The organism is Flavobacterium sp. KBS0721 (genome assembly GCF_002007065.3).
Taxonomy (GTDB): domain Bacteria; phylum Bacteroidota; class Bacteroidia; order Flavobacteriales; family Flavobacteriaceae; genus Flavobacterium; species Flavobacterium piscis.
On record NZ_CP042170.1, the window covers coordinates 1,281,733 to 1,297,376 of the forward strand.

The following is a 15,644-nucleotide window of genomic DNA, read 5'->3' on the forward strand; positions in this document are numbered from 1 at the left end:
TTTCTGTATATGAATTTTATCAAAAAAATATTTTCTAAATCCCGTTCTCTAGAAGACGGGATTTTTTTTGACACTATTCAGAAAATACTTGGTTTTCAGCCTACTACGATCGAATTTTATAAGAAAGCTTTTACGCACAGGTCTTCGAATAAACTAGACGAATCAGGACATCCAATAAATTATGAACGATTAGAGTTTTTAGGAGATGCTATGTTAAGTGCCGTAATTGCAGCACATTTATTTGATAAAGCACCAAATGGCGACGAAGGTTATCTGACCAAAATGCGATCAAAAATTGTGAGTCGTGAACATTTAAATGAGCTGGGTAAAGATTTAAATTTAGTTCGTTTTGTAGAAAGCAAAGTGCCTATACAGCATTTTGGAGAAAATATTCATGGTAATATTTTTGAATCACTTGTCGGCGCAATTTATCTGGATAAAGGATATGCGTTTTGTGAAAAATTTATTCAAAAACGAGTTGTTGCACCGTATGTTGATATTGCACGACTTGAAGGCAAAGTAATAAGTTATAAAAGTTTGGTTATCGAATGGTGTCAGAAAGAAAAGAGAGTTTTTCATTATGACATTTTTGAGGATAACGGTATAGACGGTCAGCGCTTATTTGGCGTGAAATTAAGTATAGACGATAAAGTAATCGCACGAGCGCGGGCAACTTCAAAAAAGAAAGCAGAAGAGAAAGCTTCACAAAGGGCATATTTTGCATTTCAGGAAAAAATAGACAAGAAATAGCTACGAATTTGCTGTAACTATCTTAAAGCTATAACGTTTTCGTTTATAAATTAATAAAAACAAGCACATCTTAACTATTTAAGCTCCGCTAGAAATAGTATATTTACACCTTGATTTTTCATGACATGGCTATTCATAGATTGGATTTAGACGAATTTGACGAAATTGATTATTATTTAATGGCAATTCATACTTCATTAGAAGATTATAGATTGGCCTATTTTATCAATAAAAACCTTCCGATAAACTTAAGTAAGAGCAAAAACGAGATCCATGCTCAGACTAAAGAAGGCGAGGCAAATTTTTCGAGATTCTATTATTATGATGCTGAGAAAACAGTTTCATGGAATTTAATTCAGAATAAAAATGAAATCATTTCAACGAGTAGAAATGATTCTCAGGATTTGTTTTCCAATGAAACAAGTGAGGTTTCAACAACAATTCATTTACTTCCTGAATTCAAAAAGGTAGATTTTTTCCTGAAAATAGAGAATAGCGAAGAGGCTCTTGATTTTTCAGAAATTCAACAACAATTAAATACCATCGAGAGTATTGCAGCTATTTATGCTGTAGATACTGATAAAATAAAATCAAAAAACAATCTAATTTTTTAAAAAAAATGTTAACAAACAAAAAAACCAAAATTGTCGCTACACTTGGTCCTGCATGTGGTACGAGAGAGATCATCAAAGATATGATCGATGCAGGGGTTAATGTGTTTAGAGTTAATTTTTCGCATGCTGATTACGAAGGTGTAAAAGAGAAAATTAATATTATTAGAGGTCTAAATGAAGAGTTTGGTTACACAACTGCAATCCTTGGAGATTTGCAGGGACCAAAACTTAGAGTGGGTGTGATGGAAGAAGGAACTGTTGTTCACGATGGTGATTTAATCACTTTTACAACAGCAGAAGATATTCTGGGAACTGCTTCTAAAGTGTTCATGAAATACCAAAATTTTCCAAATGATGTAAATCCGGGAGAGCGTATTTTGCTTGATGACGGTAAATTGATTTTCGAAATTATTTCTACTGATAAAAAGACAGAAGTTGTTGCTAAAGTAATTCAGGGTGGAGAATTAAAATCTAAAAAAGGAGTTAATCTTCCAAACACTAAGATTTCTTTACCGGCTTTGACTGAAAAAGATATTGCAGATGCTATCTTTGCTATTGAGCAAAAAGTAGACTGGATCGCACTTTCGTTTGTAAAAACACCTCGCGATTTACAAGACTTACAAGAATTGATCGCTAAACATTCAGAATATAAAATTCCGATTGTAGCTAAAATTGAAATGCCGGAAGCTCTTGAGAACATGGACAAAATTGTAGCTTATTGCGACGCTTTAATGGTTGCCCGTGGAGATTTAGGAGTTGAACTTCCTGCACACGAAGTACCATTGGTTCAAAAAGATTTGATTCGCAGAGCTAAAATTGCCAGAATTCCTGTTATCGTTGCTACACAAATGATGGAGACAATGATTACAAGTCTTACACCAACAAGAGCTGAAGTAAATGACGTTGCAAACTCTGTAATGGACGGTGCTGATGCTGTAATGTTATCTGGAGAAACTGCTACAGGAAACTATCCGGTACAGGTTATCCAAAAAATGACTCAAATTTGTGAGGCTGTAGAGGATTCTCCGCTAATTCAGGTTCCACAAAATACTCCGCAAATTAAAACAAAACGTTTCGTTACTAAAACAGTTTGTCATCAGGCAGCTTTATTGGCTAACGAAATCAAAGCAAAAGCAATTTGTACCTTAACAAATAGTGGATATACTGCTTTTCAGGTTTCGGCTTGGAGACCATCTGCACACATTTTGGTATTTACTTCAAACAGAAGAATCTTAACACAATTGAATTTATTATGGGGAGTTAAATCATACTTCTATGATAAAGATGTAAGTACAGATGATACTGTTACAGATGTAAATAAAATTGCAGTTGAAAAAGGATATGCTACAAAAGGAGATTATTTAATCAATCTTGCTGCTATGCCAATTAAAGATAAAGGAATGGTAAATACCATGAGAGTTTCTGAAATAGAATAGTTTTCTTTTTTATAGATACAAAAGCCATCAAATATTTGATGGCTTTTTTTTTTGGTTCTAATTTTCAGACTAAAATTATTTAAGACTTGTGGTGCAAATCATGAGTCTTTTTTTGTTGTTATGATAGCAAAAAACAGATCACGTAAAGATATGTTTTGAAAATAAATTCTATTTCTAAAAATGCTAAACCATCTTATCAGATAAATTTTGGATGTTGCAATGTGCAAAAGGAAATACGATTGCGCAAAATATGGTGTTTTTATTGTTTCATTTTATAAAATGAAACAATCTCATGTCATCTAAATACTATAATTCGATTATTTATTATCTAATTTTGAGATACTTAAAAAAAAGTTAAGAAAATTCGTGTTTCAAATTCTTCTGAAATAATTCTTCAAAAATTTGGAAAAACTAAGTAAAATGAGAATAGATTTTCTTCTTAAAAATTTAAGAAATACCACTTTTTGATCTTATAGGCTTACCCATTAAAAAAAGGAATTATTAACAAATTTTATCATCATGAAACAAATCAGAATTAAATGTGGATTTAAGAATGCGATAATATTATTTGCATTAGCTTGTTTTTTAGTAACTGAATTACAGGCTCAAAATACAAAAAAGCCCAATATCCTTATACTTTGGGGCGATGACATTGGAACAACTAATGTAAGTGCTTATAGTGATGGAGTAATGGGATATACAACTCCTAATATTGATCGTATTGGAAATGAAGGGTTACGTTTCTTACAATATTATGGCGAGCAAAGCTGTACGGCAGGACGTGCTGCATTAATAACAGGTCAGCATGGTATTAGAAGCGGATTAACTAAAGTTGGTTTTCCAGGAGCACCTATGGGTATGAGCCAGTTAGATCCTACTATTGCCGGTGCACTTAAAGCGCAAGGATACGCAACAGGTCAATTTGGTAAAAATCACTTGGGAGACCGTAATGAAAGTTTACCAACTGTAAATGGTTTTGACGAATTCTTCGGAAACTTGTATCACTTAAATGCTGAAGAAGAACCAGAATTGCCAGATTATCCAAAAGATCCTGAATATCTGAAAAAATTTGGACCAAGAGGGGTTTTGAAATGTACGGCAACGAATGTTGATGATGGCAGTATTCCTGATGCGCGCTTTGGAAAAGTTGGAAAACAACGAATTGAAGATACAGGGCCTCTTACGAAAAAAAGAATGGAAACTATAGATGATGAAACATCTGCAGCTGCTATCGATTTTATAAAAAGACAAACTTCTGCAGGAAAACCATTTTTCTGCTGGTTCAACGCGACACGTATGCATTTGCGTACACACGTAAGAGCAGAGCATCGTGGAAAATATACACACGGAGACAGTGAATATATTGATGGTATGATAGAGCACGATTTAACAATTGGAGATATCTTAAAAGCATTAGACGATTTAGGAATTGCTGATAATACTATTGTAATTTATTCTACAGATAACGGTCCTCATATGAATACATGGCCTGATGGCGCTATGACACCATTCCGTTCTGAGAAAAATACGAACTGGGAAGGAGCTTTCCGTGTTCCATGTTTAGTGCGTTGGCCAGGTGTTATTAAGCCAGGGCAGATTACCAATGAATTAATGAGTCACAATGATTGGTTTCCTACACTTTTATCTGCAGCAGGAGAACCAGATATAGTTAACAAAATGTTAAAAGGGTATAGCGCTAATGGAAAAAACTATAAAGTGCATTTGGATGGATTTGATCAAATGGCATTACTGCGCGGCACCGGAAAAAGTGTCAGAGATAAATTCTTTTATTCTGATGATGACGGACAATTAGTATGTATAAGACAAGGTGATTATAAATATGTTTTTGCTGAACAGCGCAAACAAGGAACCATGGGAGTTTGGGCAGAACCTTTTACAGAGCTTCGTCTTCAAAAGATATTTAACCTTATGCAGGATCCTTTTGAAAGAGCCGATATAACTTCTAATACTTTTTGGGATTGGAACCTTAATCACGTTGGAGCTGCATACGGAATGATGCAGGAAGTTTTCGCTTTCGCTGAAACATTTAAAGAATATCCGCCACGTTCGTTTCCGCCTAGTTTTAACCCAACAAATGTTCTTAGACAAACACTTAATGGTATAAAAGCGAAAGCATTTATTGAGAAAAACATTATGCCTCATGATGGTAAAGAAAGTGTTGATGATGCAAGCGCAAAAGCAACAAAAAAGAAAAAATAAACATCATAGTTAGGAAATAGTTAGCTTGAGCCAGTCATGGCTCAAGCTTTTCAATAACTTAAAAATCAATATCATGTATAAGAATATATATATATTGCCTCTATTTTTATTATTGTTAGGCTCGTGTAAAAAATCAGATACGATTACCGCCACCAACCCAAAAGATAGTACTCAAACTATCGCAACAAGTGGCGATCCACTGCCAAGCTGGAATGATGGAGCTTTGAAAAAAGATATAATTGCTTATGTTACTAAAGTTACAAAAGAAGGAAGTCCTGATTTTATTCCGATAGAAAACCGTATTGCCACTTTTGATAATGATGGAACGCTTTGGGCTGAAAAACCCTATGTTCAGGAATTATTTGCTTTTTATAGAGTGAAGAAAATGATCGAAAAAAATCCTGCTTTAGCCCAAAAACAGCCTTTTAAAGCCGTTGTTGAGAAAGACAAAACATTTTTTGAAAAAGGAGGTGATAAAGCATTAATAGAACTGGTTGCCGCCACACATACCGGAATGACCGAAGATGATTTCGAAGCTTCTACAAAAGAGTTTTTTGCTGGTGCCCAATATCCTGGTAAAAACGTTCCGCTAAAACAAATTAGATATCAGCCACAATTGGAGCTTTTGAATTATTTGCGTGCAAATGGTTTCAAAACTTTCATTGTAACTGGTGGAACGATCGAATTAGTAAGAGCAATATCAGCTGATTTCTACGGAATCCCAAAAGAACAAGTTGTTGGAACTTCTTTCAAATACACTTTTGACGATGCAACAAATTCCATCAAAAGAGAACCAGCTTTAGACCTCTTAGACGATAAGGCAGGAAAGCCTGTTGGCATACAATTACACATTGGTCAACGACCTGTTTTTGCCTGCGGAAACGAAGGTGGAGCCGGCGATCTTGCTATGTTACGATATTCTTCAGGAAGCAAATATCCTTCTTTTCAAATGATCGTAAACCATAATGATTCTATTAGAGAATACAATTATCAGGAAAAAGATAATTTATCCTTAAATACAGCCGCCAAATACAAATATCATGTAGTTAGTATGAAGGACGATTGGAAAACCATATTTCCAACTCAATAATTTTGAATTAGTTAGGATTAAGATGAAACAATTTTTAGTTGTAAATATTGTTTCCATTTTGATTTTGAGAACAAATATTTTAAATCAAATGTATTATGGAACAGAACAACTCCTTTACAAATGTCAAATTCTTTTTGAGCGTAGTTTATTTTCTTATTGGTATTTCAGCTTTTGCCCAAGAAGAGCCAAAAGCCGGAGCAAGTGCACAGGAACTGGCAGATAAATTAGCCAATCCGGTTGCGAGTTTGATCAGTGTTCCTTTACAGAACAATTTAACGTATGGAATTGGTCCGTACAATGGATCAAAATACCAAATAAATATTCAGCCTGTCATTCCTTTTAAATTGAGTGAAAATCTAAATTTAATTACACGATATATTCTTCCGGTTGTAGATCAGCAGGATGTTATTGCAGAAAATAGCCATGAATTTGGTTTAAGCGATGCAACCGTAACAGCATTTTTTGCCCCAAAAACAAAGGGAATTATTTTGGGAGTTGGTCCTGCCTTTTTAGTGCCAACAGCTACAGAAAAATTTCTGGGAACCGAAAAATTTGGAGTCGGACCAAGTGTTTTAGTTATGCATCAGGGAAAAGGACTTTCTATAGGCTTCATTGCTAATCAGATATGGTCTGTAGCAGGAAACGAAAACAGAGCTGATTTTAATCAGTTTTACACACAAATCTTTTTAACTCATAGTTATAAAAGTGGTGCAAGTTTAGGTATTACTTCAGAGATTACACAAAATTGGGAAGGAAATACAACACTAATTACGCTTAGTCCAAATGTTGGAGCCATTACAAAATTAGGCGGTCAAACGATGCAATTTGCTGTTATGCCCTTGATACCAATTGTGGGTCATTCGGATATAAGACCAGATTGGGGATTAAGAGCGGTTGTGGCTTTTGTATTTCCGGGTTCTTAAGATATAGTACTTTTTTCATCCTTAAAAGTAAAATTTATGAAATCAAAAATGTTATTAATTGCATTCATTTGCGCGTTGTGGTCTTGTACTAATTCTACAAAAAAAAATGAAACGACGATTGTTGCAGATACTACTCAGACAGCGGTATTTAAACCTGCCAATTTTGAAGAACAGCTCATTTATAATCGTGCAGTTCAAGCAGTAATTTGGGGAATGCCGGCAGTAAATTCAGAATTGTTTCATGAAAGTCTTATCAAAGCAAAAGGTGATTACAATCAAGTTGTTTTTTGGTCGGGTCTTATTAGTTCTAAAAACCAAACCCTGACACCAAATCCAGATGTGATTTACATAAATCCATTTTATGATATCAGACAAGGTCCGGTTGTTTTAGAAATCCCAGCAGTTGAAGGAGCTTCTTCATTAACAGGGAGTTTAGATGATGGCTGGCAGACTGCAATTGAAGATATTGGCCCGGCTGGAGTAGATAAAGGAAAGGGAGGTAAGTATCTTATTTTACCGCCTAATTATAAAGATGCGGTTCCGTTAGGTTATATTCCGATGCCGTCATCAACTTATACGGGATTTGCAATACTGCGATCCAATCTTACCGATGGAAGTCCAAATGACTTGAAAAGAGCGATAGAATATGGAAAAAAAGTAAAAATATATCCGCTTTCTCAGGCTGATAATCCGCCAGCGACGACTTTTGTTGATTTGATTAATACTGATTTTACCAACACCATTCCGTATAATTTTCATTTTTTTGAAATCCTAAATCAGTTCGTGCAAAGAGAACCCTGGCTGGAACGAGATCTTGTAATGGTCGATCAGCTAAAATCAATTGGAATAGAAAAAGGAAAAACTTTTCACGCCGATGCCAGAAAACAGGAAATTCTAAATGCGGCAATTACAGACGCACACAATTGGATTGATTCAAAGTATGAAAAAATATTTACACCTCCTTTTTATGATGGAACAAACTGGGCATTACCAGCTTCGCCAGATGTGGTGAAAGCTATAATGTCAAATTATTCAGTTCCCGGACTTTATCCTGTTGATGAAAGAGCGATAAGTTATTCAATGGCTTATTTCAGTGCAAAAAAACTGGGGACAGGGCAATTTTATTTAATGTCAATTAAAGATAATAACGGGCATCAATTTGATGGTTCAAAATTGTATAAACTTCATCTGCCAGCCAAAGTTCCAGTAAAATTATATTGGTCTATAACAGCTTATGATCGTGAAACACACGCATTGATTCTCGGTATGAAATATTCGAGCCGTGCTTCGACAACACCAGGACTTCAGAAAAATGCCGACGGTTCTGTAGATCTTTATTTTGGTGCAAAAGCTCCAGAAGGAAAAGAAGCAAATTGGGTTCCTACAGATCCTAAAAGAAAATTTGAATTACTGGCTCGTTTTTATGGACCGGAAAAAGGATTTTTTGATAAAACATGGAAAATGGGAGATGTTGAAGAGGTGAAATAAAAACTTTTTTATGACTGAGAAATTCGAAAATGCAAAAGAAAACTTATTTGATCCGGTGGCATCAAAAGCAGAACGTTTTGATAAGGGTGTTGCTATTCGAAAATTGACTCCCCGTTCAACGCATCAGGAATGGAATACAGCTGAGAACCGCGAAGATCCAATCGAAATTTTGATTAAAACCAGCATTGGAAGAATAGAAAGTTTACTGCCCATTCGATACAGCAGAATGATGGAAAGCCCTTTTGCATTTTTTAGGGGAGCAGCAGCAATTATGGCAGCAGATTTAAGAACAACAGTAAATACAGGAATAGATTTACAGCTTTGCGGTGATTGTCATTTAATGAATTTTGGAGGTTTTGCAACACCAGAACGAAAATTGGTCTTTGATATAAATGATTTTGATGAAACCTTTCAAGGTCCGTGGGAATGGGATTTAAAAAGACTTGCAGCAAGTTTTGTAATTGCAGGACGATGGAGAAAATTTAGCAATAAAACCTGTAAAGAATTTGCATGGAGTGTTGCCGATAGTTATAAGAGACATATGCTGGAATACAGTAAATTATCGGCACTTCAAATTTGGTACGCTGATATTGATCTGGCTGAGCTTATTGACAGAAACGAAGATGAGAAACTGAAAGAATTTCAGCAAAAAAGACTAAAAAAAGCAGCAGAATATACTGCGCACGAAAAAGAATTTGCAAAAATGACGTATCAGGAAGGACCACGGGCAAGAATAAAAGACGACCCGCCTTTAATTTATCATCCATCAGGAGAAGAGGGAAAACGGATTTTGTTAGAAGCAGAAACCATTCATAATAAATATTTAGAAACATTGTCTGATGAAAAAAAAGTATTGCTTAGCAGGTATACTTTGCATGATTTGGCCATAAAAGTAGTAGGTGTGGGAAGTGTGGGAACACTTTGCGGTATTAGTTTATTAATGTCCGCGACTGGAGAACCTATTTTTTTACAATTTAAAGAAGCCAGAAAAAGTGTTTTAGAAGAAAATGTAAAAGCAAAAAGCAAATACTCACATCAGGGCGAACGAATAGTGAGAGGACAAAAACTGATGCAATCGGCATCGGATTTGTTTTTAGGATGGACAAATAACGCCGATAATAGTAAATTTTTCTATATCCGACAGCTTCGTGATGCAAAAGTAAAACCAGTGCTTGAAATTATGAAAGCTAAAAACATGAGCGATTATGCCAAAGCTTGCGGATGGGCACTTGCCAGAGCACATGCCCGTACTGGAGATCCGTCGGTACTGTCAGGTTATATAGGAAAAAGTGATGAATTTGCCAATGCCATTTCGAGATTCTCTATTTCCTATGCCAATCAAAACGAATTAGATTACAATAAAATGTTAGAAGCAATAAAAGAAGGGAAATTACCCATTTCGGCAGAAATCTAAGCTTCATTAATAAAATAGAATATATGGGTAAAAAGTTTTTTGAAAGAAAAATTATTCTGATAAAATAAGTAAGAATTTTAGTGATAGTATTATGCTAATTAAATAAAATAATTTACCTTTGAGTATGAACTAAGACATTGGTTAGTAGTTGTTTGTGAAAAATTAAGCAATTATTTAACATGACTTCCCCCATATTCAGGATTTAATCAAGATTTAAGAATTTTAGTTAAAAACGAATTTAATCATTAATTTAAATACCACAAGATGAATATTAAAAGAAAGAATCTTCGTATAATCCCAATGTTACTTTTGGGTTTGTTTTACAGCTGTTCTCCATCTGTAAAAGTTACAACTGATTACGACCATGCCGCTAATTTTAGCGAATATAAAACTTTCGCATTTTATGATTTAAAAGCGCAAGAAGGTCAGATAAATCAATTAAATGTGGATCGTATTACAAAAGCAATCCGTTCAGAATTAATCAGCAAGGGCTTTACAGAAACCAGTGCTGATCCTGATTTAAAAGTAAATGCAGTTACCATCTTAAAAAATAAAACACAGGTTACTGCTAACTCAGATTTTTACGGCTATGGCGGAATGTACCGTCCTTACGGATATTGGGGCGGAGGAGCGATGATGGGTGGTGCCAATACAACATTTAATACTTACGATTATGTTGATGGTTCACTTATAATCGATATCGTATCTTCAAAAACTCAAAAACTAATTTGGCAAGGAGTAGGTAATGCGCAAATTGACAGCAAACCAGACAATCCTGACGAATTTGTTGCCAATTCTATCAAAAAAATTCTGGAAGGTTTTCCTCCGGGATTAGCTAAAAAATAGTTTAAAACTTATTATTTAAAAATACTGTACTTATCTCCCCGGTGAGTACAGTGTTTTATAAGTTGAAGACTGCTTCTTTTTAAATTTATTTTAAAAAGAAAAAGGAATATTTCAAACAAATCAAGTGTAAGGGCATGGTAGATATAGTACTTTCGCTATTCTTTTTTATAGCGACAATAGTTGGTTTTGCAACTTCGTTTATGGTTCTTTTTTCAAAAAAAAACTATTCAAAAAGTTTTTTCCTGGGCCTGTTTTTGTTCAGTCTTGCAGTTGTCAGTGTTTATAACTTTTACTTATCGGCAACTGGTTTTAAAAACTTTCCTGATTTATTTATGATTGCAAAATCGTTTATTTTTCTGGTGGCTCCTTGCGCTTTTTTGTATGTAAGAAGTATATTGTTTTCGGGCAGATTATTTAAAAAATACGATTGGCTGCATTTTTTACCTTTTCTAATCTATTTTAGTTTAACCCTTTTGGTGTGGTTAGGGAATTTTATCAGTCTTCCTATACTTGATTATATTTCTGTGAAAATAAACAGTCCGTTTTCGACATTAAGTCTTACTGTTTGGCTCTTTTACGCTTTTTGTCAGACCATGATGATTTTGAATTATGATTTGAAAACATTTAAAGAAAATCATTTTAACAGAATAAAAATTTTAAGCTGGATAAGAGTATATAATTTGATGATATTGTTTATGTTTTCAGCTCTTTTTGTGCATTATTTTTTAATTGCACGAGTTGATAAGGTTGATTTTTCCTGTTACATATTAATATCCTCCGTTTTGGTTTTTACAGTAGGCTGGCTTTATTTTAAACCACAATTTTTTTATGACTCGAATGAAACTATAGAGATTGCTGAAACAAGATCAAAACCTCTAAAAACCGCCGAAAGTAAAACTGCTTTAGCACTGGTTAAAGAATTAACTGCCGAAAAAAAATTACTATATCTAAACAAACTAGAAAGCATTTTTGCATCAAAAGAACTCTTTTTGAAAAAAGATTTAGTAATTCGCGATATAGCTGATGAAACCGAAATATCAGTACATCACATCTCCAATTTAATCAATTCAGAATTTAATCTTCATTTTCAGGATTATGTCAACTTAAAAAGGATTGAGTATTTTAAAGAAAAAATTAATGATCCTGAATGGAAAGATTTATCACTCGAAGGTATGGCTTGGGGATCTGGTTTTAAATCCAGAACAACTTGTTTTAGAGCCTTTATAAAACATACCGGAAAATCACCTTCTGAATATTTTAAAATAATTAGAATTAATCCTGAGAAAACGAATGGTTACTATTTTAAAGAAGCTTCGAATTAAAAAGGGATAGTTTGTAAAAAGAAGCTTTGGAGTCTATTAATTTTTAAATATCAATTATGAAAACAAAATTTAATACCAAGAGACAAACCATAAAATCATTTTTTACAATACTACTTTTCTTTGTTTGTTTCCTTGGTCATAGTCAGCTTAAAGGAGGACATATTCTTGGTGCAATGGGACTGCAGTCCGGAACACAAACTCCTGAAAATACGTTAAGTGTGTATGTACCGGGTTATTTTTACAGTGCTTCATCTTTACGAAATGCCAATGGCGATAAAGCTATTGTAAATCCTGATATTAACATGTTTATTACAGGTGTTGGGGCATCCTATGTAAGTGATTTCAAAATTTTAGGTGCCAATTACGGAGCAACTGTTTTAGTTGCATTTGCATCCAATAGAATTCAGGGAAATACTTTAGACTCAAAAACTTCTATTGCTTTAACAGATACTTATATCGTACCGGTTCAATTGGGCTGGCACAATAAAAGGGCAGATTTTGTTTTTAGTTATCAAATCTACTTGCCAACAGGAAAATTTGATATGGGAGCTTCTGATAATAGCGGTTTAGGAATGTTTATGAATGAATTTTCAGCCGGAACCACTTTATTTTTTAATGATAAAAAAACGGTTCATTTTTCGGCTTTGGCCTCTTATGAAATAAATGGTAAAAAGAAAGATACCGATATTAAGACCGGAGATCTTTTAAGTATTGAAGGAGGTTTGGGAAAAACATTTTATATGATGAATCCTGAAAAAACAGCTCCTAAAGGAATCCTTAACACAGGATTAATTTATTATTTGCAATACAAAGTGACAAACGATCAAATACCCGTTCCTGTATTTGGTACTATTGAAACAAATAAAGATCGTGTTGGCGGTATTGGAGCCGAGATAAACTATTTTCATATTGGATCTAGTACCTCTGCCGGATTTCGTTGGATTGCTGAGGTCGAAGCCATTAATAGATTTCAGGGAAATACATTTTTTCTAACGCTTGCACATGTATTTAGTTTAAAGAAAAAATAGTTTGCAAGTAGCGTAATGTGACTGCTTTTTTTAATGGAAGAGGATGTTTTTTTTAATGAATTCGATAATCTTAAATTATTTTTAATGAGAAATAAATATTCAGATTCTAATAGGAAAAGCACGAAACTCTTTCAGAAAATTATTCTCGCAACACTTTTCTTTCTCTTATCATGCACTGCAATGGTAGGACAAAAAACTCATATTAGTGTAAAAGATTCTCTGGACGGAGCATTCGATTTAAGCGATTATATTATTTACGCACATGGTTTTATTGTTGTTCCCACATTAATTACAGAACCGGCTTTAGGCGGAATTGGGGGTGCAATTGTACCGATTTTTCTAAAAAAACATGATCCCATAATTGATGAAAACGGAAAAAAACGCTTTATAGACCCCGATATTACAGGAGCAATGGGTATGTATACAGGTAATAAGAGCTGGGTTGCGGGCGCGTTTAGAGCCGGAAGTTTTATAAAATCAAAGATCATGTACCGTGTGGGAGCAGGTTATGGAAATGTAAACATGTCTTTTTATGAAAATTTGCCCAGCGGAAAAGATCAGGAAATTGATCTTAACTTTAAATCATTTGTTTTTTACGCACGAGTAATGAAACAGTTTCGAAATGCAAAATGGAGTGCGGGGCCACAATATCTTTTGTTGGACTCTAAAATTAATTTTCCGGATTTAAATAATCTTCCCTCATTTGCTAAATTAAATGATATAAAAAGTGTAGTAAGTCAATTAGGAGGAGCCATTCAGTTTGACGGACGGGATAATATTTTTACTCCGGATAAAGGAGTTCGATTACAGGCAGACTTTTTTTGGTCAGATAATACATTAGGCAGTGATTATGATGCCTGGCGGGTAAATTTATCAGCAATTGGATATTACCCCATAGCTAAAAAATTAATTGGAGGACTCAGGATTGAGGGCGAGCAGGCTTTTGGGAGTCCGCCTTTTTATCTTCGGCCAGAAATTAACTTAAGAGGCATTCCGGCGGCCAGGTACCAGGGTAAAACCAGTATCGTTACCGAAGGAGAGTTGAGGTGGGATGTATACAGAAGATGGAGCCTTATGGGTTATGGCGGTGTTGCAAGTGCTTTTAACGATTGGGATAAAGCTTTTTCTAAACCGGTAGTCTACAGTTACGGAACAGGTTTTAGATATTTACTGGCTCGAAAATTCAAACTCCGTATGGGAGTCGACGTTGCAAAAGGGAATGAAGACTGGGCTTATTACATCGTTTTTGGCAGCAATTGGTTACGATAATAATATTAAAATTAGTTAGTTTATATAGCTAAAGTCTCAATAGTTACTATCTATTGAGACTTTTTTTGTGTTTTTTTATGTAAAAATTTCAGCCTTGCAGTTTTTTAAATAAAAATAGATCTTAAATAAAAAAATAGAGTTATCTTTTAGTTACAATAATCTAGAGACATAGATATGAAAGATATAGCAAAACGTTTTAAAGAAAATCCTTTACTATCGCCATCTGATATACCTGCAAGCAGAGAAGGACTAGAAATTACCTGCCTTCTGAATCCAGGAGTATTTTGGTTTGAAAATAAAACCTGGCTAATTGTAAGAGTTGCAGAAAGACCACAACAAAAAGAAAACATGATTTCTTTTCCGATATTAACAGCAACAGGCACTATTGAAATAATTGAGATTGTAAAAGATCATCCTGATTTAATAGCAAGGGATGCCAGAGTAATTAATTATAACGGAGTCGATTACTTAACGACATTATCGCATCTGAGATTATTATGCAGCGAAGACGGACATCGGTTTTATGAGCCTGAAAATTATCTTCATCTTGTTGGTGAAGGAGCGCTGGAAACTTTTGGGATCGAGGATTGTCGTGTTGCTCTGATCGAAGGAACTTATTATTTAACCTTCACTTCGGTATCAGACAACGGCGTTGGAGTTGGTTTAAGAACCACCAAAGATTGGAAAAATTTTAAAAAACACGGCATGATATTACCGGCACACAATAAAGATTGTGCCATTTTCGAAGAAAAAATAAATGGAATTTTTTATGCTTTGCACCGCCCAAGCAGCGTAGATATTGGCGGTAATTATATCTGGTTAGCCTCATCTCCCGATGGTATTCATTGGGGAAATCACAAATGCATTATTAAAACCAGAAAAGGATTGTGGGATAGTAAAAGAGTTGGGGCAGGAGCTGCTCCTATAAAAACAGACAAAGGCTGGTTAGAGATTTATCATGGCGCCAATGATAATCATCAATATTGTTTAGGAGCTTTTTTAATGGATCTCGAAGATCCTTCACAAATAATTGCAAGAACGCATGAGCCCATTATGGTGCCTACTACACATTATGAATTATGCGGATTCTTTGGCAATGTAGTATTTACAAATGGGCATATTGTTGAACCTGATGGCGATACTGTGACTGTTTATTACGGAGCTTCTGATGAATTTGTTTGTGGTGCACAATTTTCGATTAAAGATATTTTCTCACTTCTAAAACCTAATGCTTTATAAAAAAG

General features: G+C 34.5%; 13 protein-coding genes. All 13 read left to right on the forward strand.

The annotated features are described in order from the left end of the window. Positions 1–9 precede the first annotated feature (9 nt). The 13 genes from rnc to B0M43_RS05825 all read left to right on the forward strand — a co-directional run bounded on the left by rnc (position 10) and on the right by B0M43_RS05825 (position 15,639). Positions 10–750 carry a ribonuclease III gene (rnc, locus tag B0M43_RS05765; protein WP_065451665.1) on the forward strand — a complete coding sequence of 247 codons (741 nt, stop codon included), beginning with the start codon at positions 10–12 and terminating at the stop codon, positions 748–750. 125 nt (positions 751–875) lie between these two features. Next, the gene (locus tag B0M43_RS05770; protein WP_065451664.1) at positions 876–1,364 is read left to right on the forward strand and encodes an IPExxxVDY family protein; all 489 of its coding nucleotides are present in this window, start codon (positions 876–878) and stop codon (positions 1,362–1,364) included. A gap of 5 nt (positions 1,365–1,369) precedes the next feature. After that, complete coding sequence (pyk, locus tag B0M43_RS05775; RefSeq protein ID WP_065451663.1) at positions 1,370–2,800, forward strand: pyruvate kinase; 1,431 nt, start codon at positions 1,370–1,372, stop codon at positions 2,798–2,800. Between the two features lie 519 nt (positions 2,801–3,319). Beyond that, the gene (locus B0M43_RS05780) at positions 3,320–5,020 is read left to right on the forward strand and encodes an arylsulfatase (protein WP_078006518.1); all 1,701 of its coding nucleotides are present in this window, start codon (positions 3,320–3,322) and stop codon (positions 5,018–5,020) included. Between the two features lie 73 nt (positions 5,021–5,093). Continuing rightward, positions 5,094–6,110 (forward strand): HAD family phosphatase, encoded by a 1,017-nt coding sequence (locus B0M43_RS05785; RefSeq protein WP_078006517.1) that lies wholly within the window; start codon positions 5,094–5,096, stop codon positions 6,108–6,110. Between the two features lie 95 nt (positions 6,111–6,205). Next, positions 6,206–7,033 carry a hypothetical protein gene (locus B0M43_RS05790; protein WP_078006516.1) on the forward strand — a complete coding sequence of 276 codons (828 nt, stop codon included), beginning with the start codon at positions 6,206–6,208 and terminating at the stop codon, positions 7,031–7,033. A 36-nt stretch (positions 7,034–7,069) separates the two neighbouring features. Continuing rightward, entirely contained in the window at positions 7,070–8,521 is a 1,452-nt protein-coding gene (locus B0M43_RS05795; RefSeq protein ID WP_078006515.1) for a DUF1254 domain-containing protein, read from the forward strand. 10 nt (positions 8,522–8,531) lie between these two features. After that, on the forward strand, positions 8,532–9,935 hold the full coding sequence (locus B0M43_RS05800) for a DUF2252 domain-containing protein (RefSeq protein ID WP_078006514.1): 1,404 nt from the start codon (positions 8,532–8,534) through the stop codon (positions 9,933–9,935). Positions 9,936–10,199: 264 nt separating this feature from the next. After that, positions 10,200–10,781 carry a DUF4136 domain-containing protein gene (locus B0M43_RS05805; RefSeq protein ID WP_078006513.1) on the forward strand — a complete coding sequence of 194 codons (582 nt, stop codon included), beginning with the start codon at positions 10,200–10,202 and terminating at the stop codon, positions 10,779–10,781. A gap of 134 nt (positions 10,782–10,915) precedes the next feature. Then, positions 10,916–12,103 carry an AraC family transcriptional regulator gene (locus tag B0M43_RS05810; RefSeq protein WP_078006512.1) on the forward strand — a complete coding sequence of 396 codons (1,188 nt, stop codon included), beginning with the start codon at positions 10,916–10,918 and terminating at the stop codon, positions 12,101–12,103. Between the two features lie 56 nt (positions 12,104–12,159). Further along, positions 12,160–13,131: a transporter gene (locus B0M43_RS05815; RefSeq protein WP_078006511.1), complete on the forward strand. Its 972-nt coding sequence runs from the start codon at positions 12,160–12,162 to the stop codon at positions 13,129–13,131. A gap of 84 nt (positions 13,132–13,215) precedes the next feature. Continuing rightward, on the forward strand, positions 13,216–14,400 hold the full coding sequence (locus tag B0M43_RS05820) for a BamA/TamA family outer membrane protein (protein WP_078006975.1): 1,185 nt from the start codon (positions 13,216–13,218) through the stop codon (positions 14,398–14,400). A gap of 174 nt (positions 14,401–14,574) precedes the next feature. Beyond that, positions 14,575–15,639: a glycoside hydrolase family 130 protein gene (locus B0M43_RS05825; RefSeq protein WP_078006510.1), complete on the forward strand. Its 1,065-nt coding sequence runs from the start codon at positions 14,575–14,577 to the stop codon at positions 15,637–15,639. Positions 15,640–15,644 lie beyond the last annotated feature (5 nt).

Bases quoted from the DNA above. Each gene is read 5' to 3' on its own strand.
- B0M43_RS05780 (WP_078006518.1), top strand. From the start codon at position 3,320: ATGAAACAAATCAGAATTAAATGTGGATTTAAGAATGCGATAATATTA.
- rnc (WP_065451665.1), top strand. From the start codon at position 10: ATGAATTTTATCAAAAAAATATTTTCTAAATCCCGTTCTCTAGAAGAC.
- B0M43_RS05825 (WP_078006510.1), top strand. From the start codon at position 14,575: ATGAAAGATATAGCAAAACGTTTTAAAGAAAATCCTTTACTATCGCCA.
- B0M43_RS05800 (WP_078006514.1), top strand. From the start codon at position 8,532: ATGACTGAGAAATTCGAAAATGCAAAAGAAAACTTATTTGATCCGGTG.
- B0M43_RS05820 (WP_078006975.1), top strand. From the start codon at position 13,216: ATGAGAAATAAATATTCAGATTCTAATAGGAAAAGCACGAAACTCTTT.
- B0M43_RS05790 (WP_078006516.1), top strand. From the start codon at position 6,206: ATGGAACAGAACAACTCCTTTACAAATGTCAAATTCTTTTTGAGCGTA.
- B0M43_RS05795 (WP_078006515.1), top strand. From the start codon at position 7,070: ATGAAATCAAAAATGTTATTAATTGCATTCATTTGCGCGTTGTGGTCT.
- B0M43_RS05805 (WP_078006513.1), top strand. From the start codon at position 10,200: ATGAATATTAAAAGAAAGAATCTTCGTATAATCCCAATGTTACTTTTG.
- B0M43_RS05770 (WP_065451664.1), top strand. From the start codon at position 876: ATGGCTATTCATAGATTGGATTTAGACGAATTTGACGAAATTGATTAT.
- B0M43_RS05815 (WP_078006511.1), top strand. From the start codon at position 12,160: ATGAAAACAAAATTTAATACCAAGAGACAAACCATAAAATCATTTTTT.
- B0M43_RS05810 (WP_078006512.1), top strand. From the start codon at position 10,916: ATGGTAGATATAGTACTTTCGCTATTCTTTTTTATAGCGACAATAGTT.
- B0M43_RS05785 (WP_078006517.1), top strand. From the start codon at position 5,094: ATGTATAAGAATATATATATATTGCCTCTATTTTTATTATTGTTAGGC.
- pyk (WP_065451663.1), top strand. From the start codon at position 1,370: ATGTTAACAAACAAAAAAACCAAAATTGTCGCTACACTTGGTCCTGCA.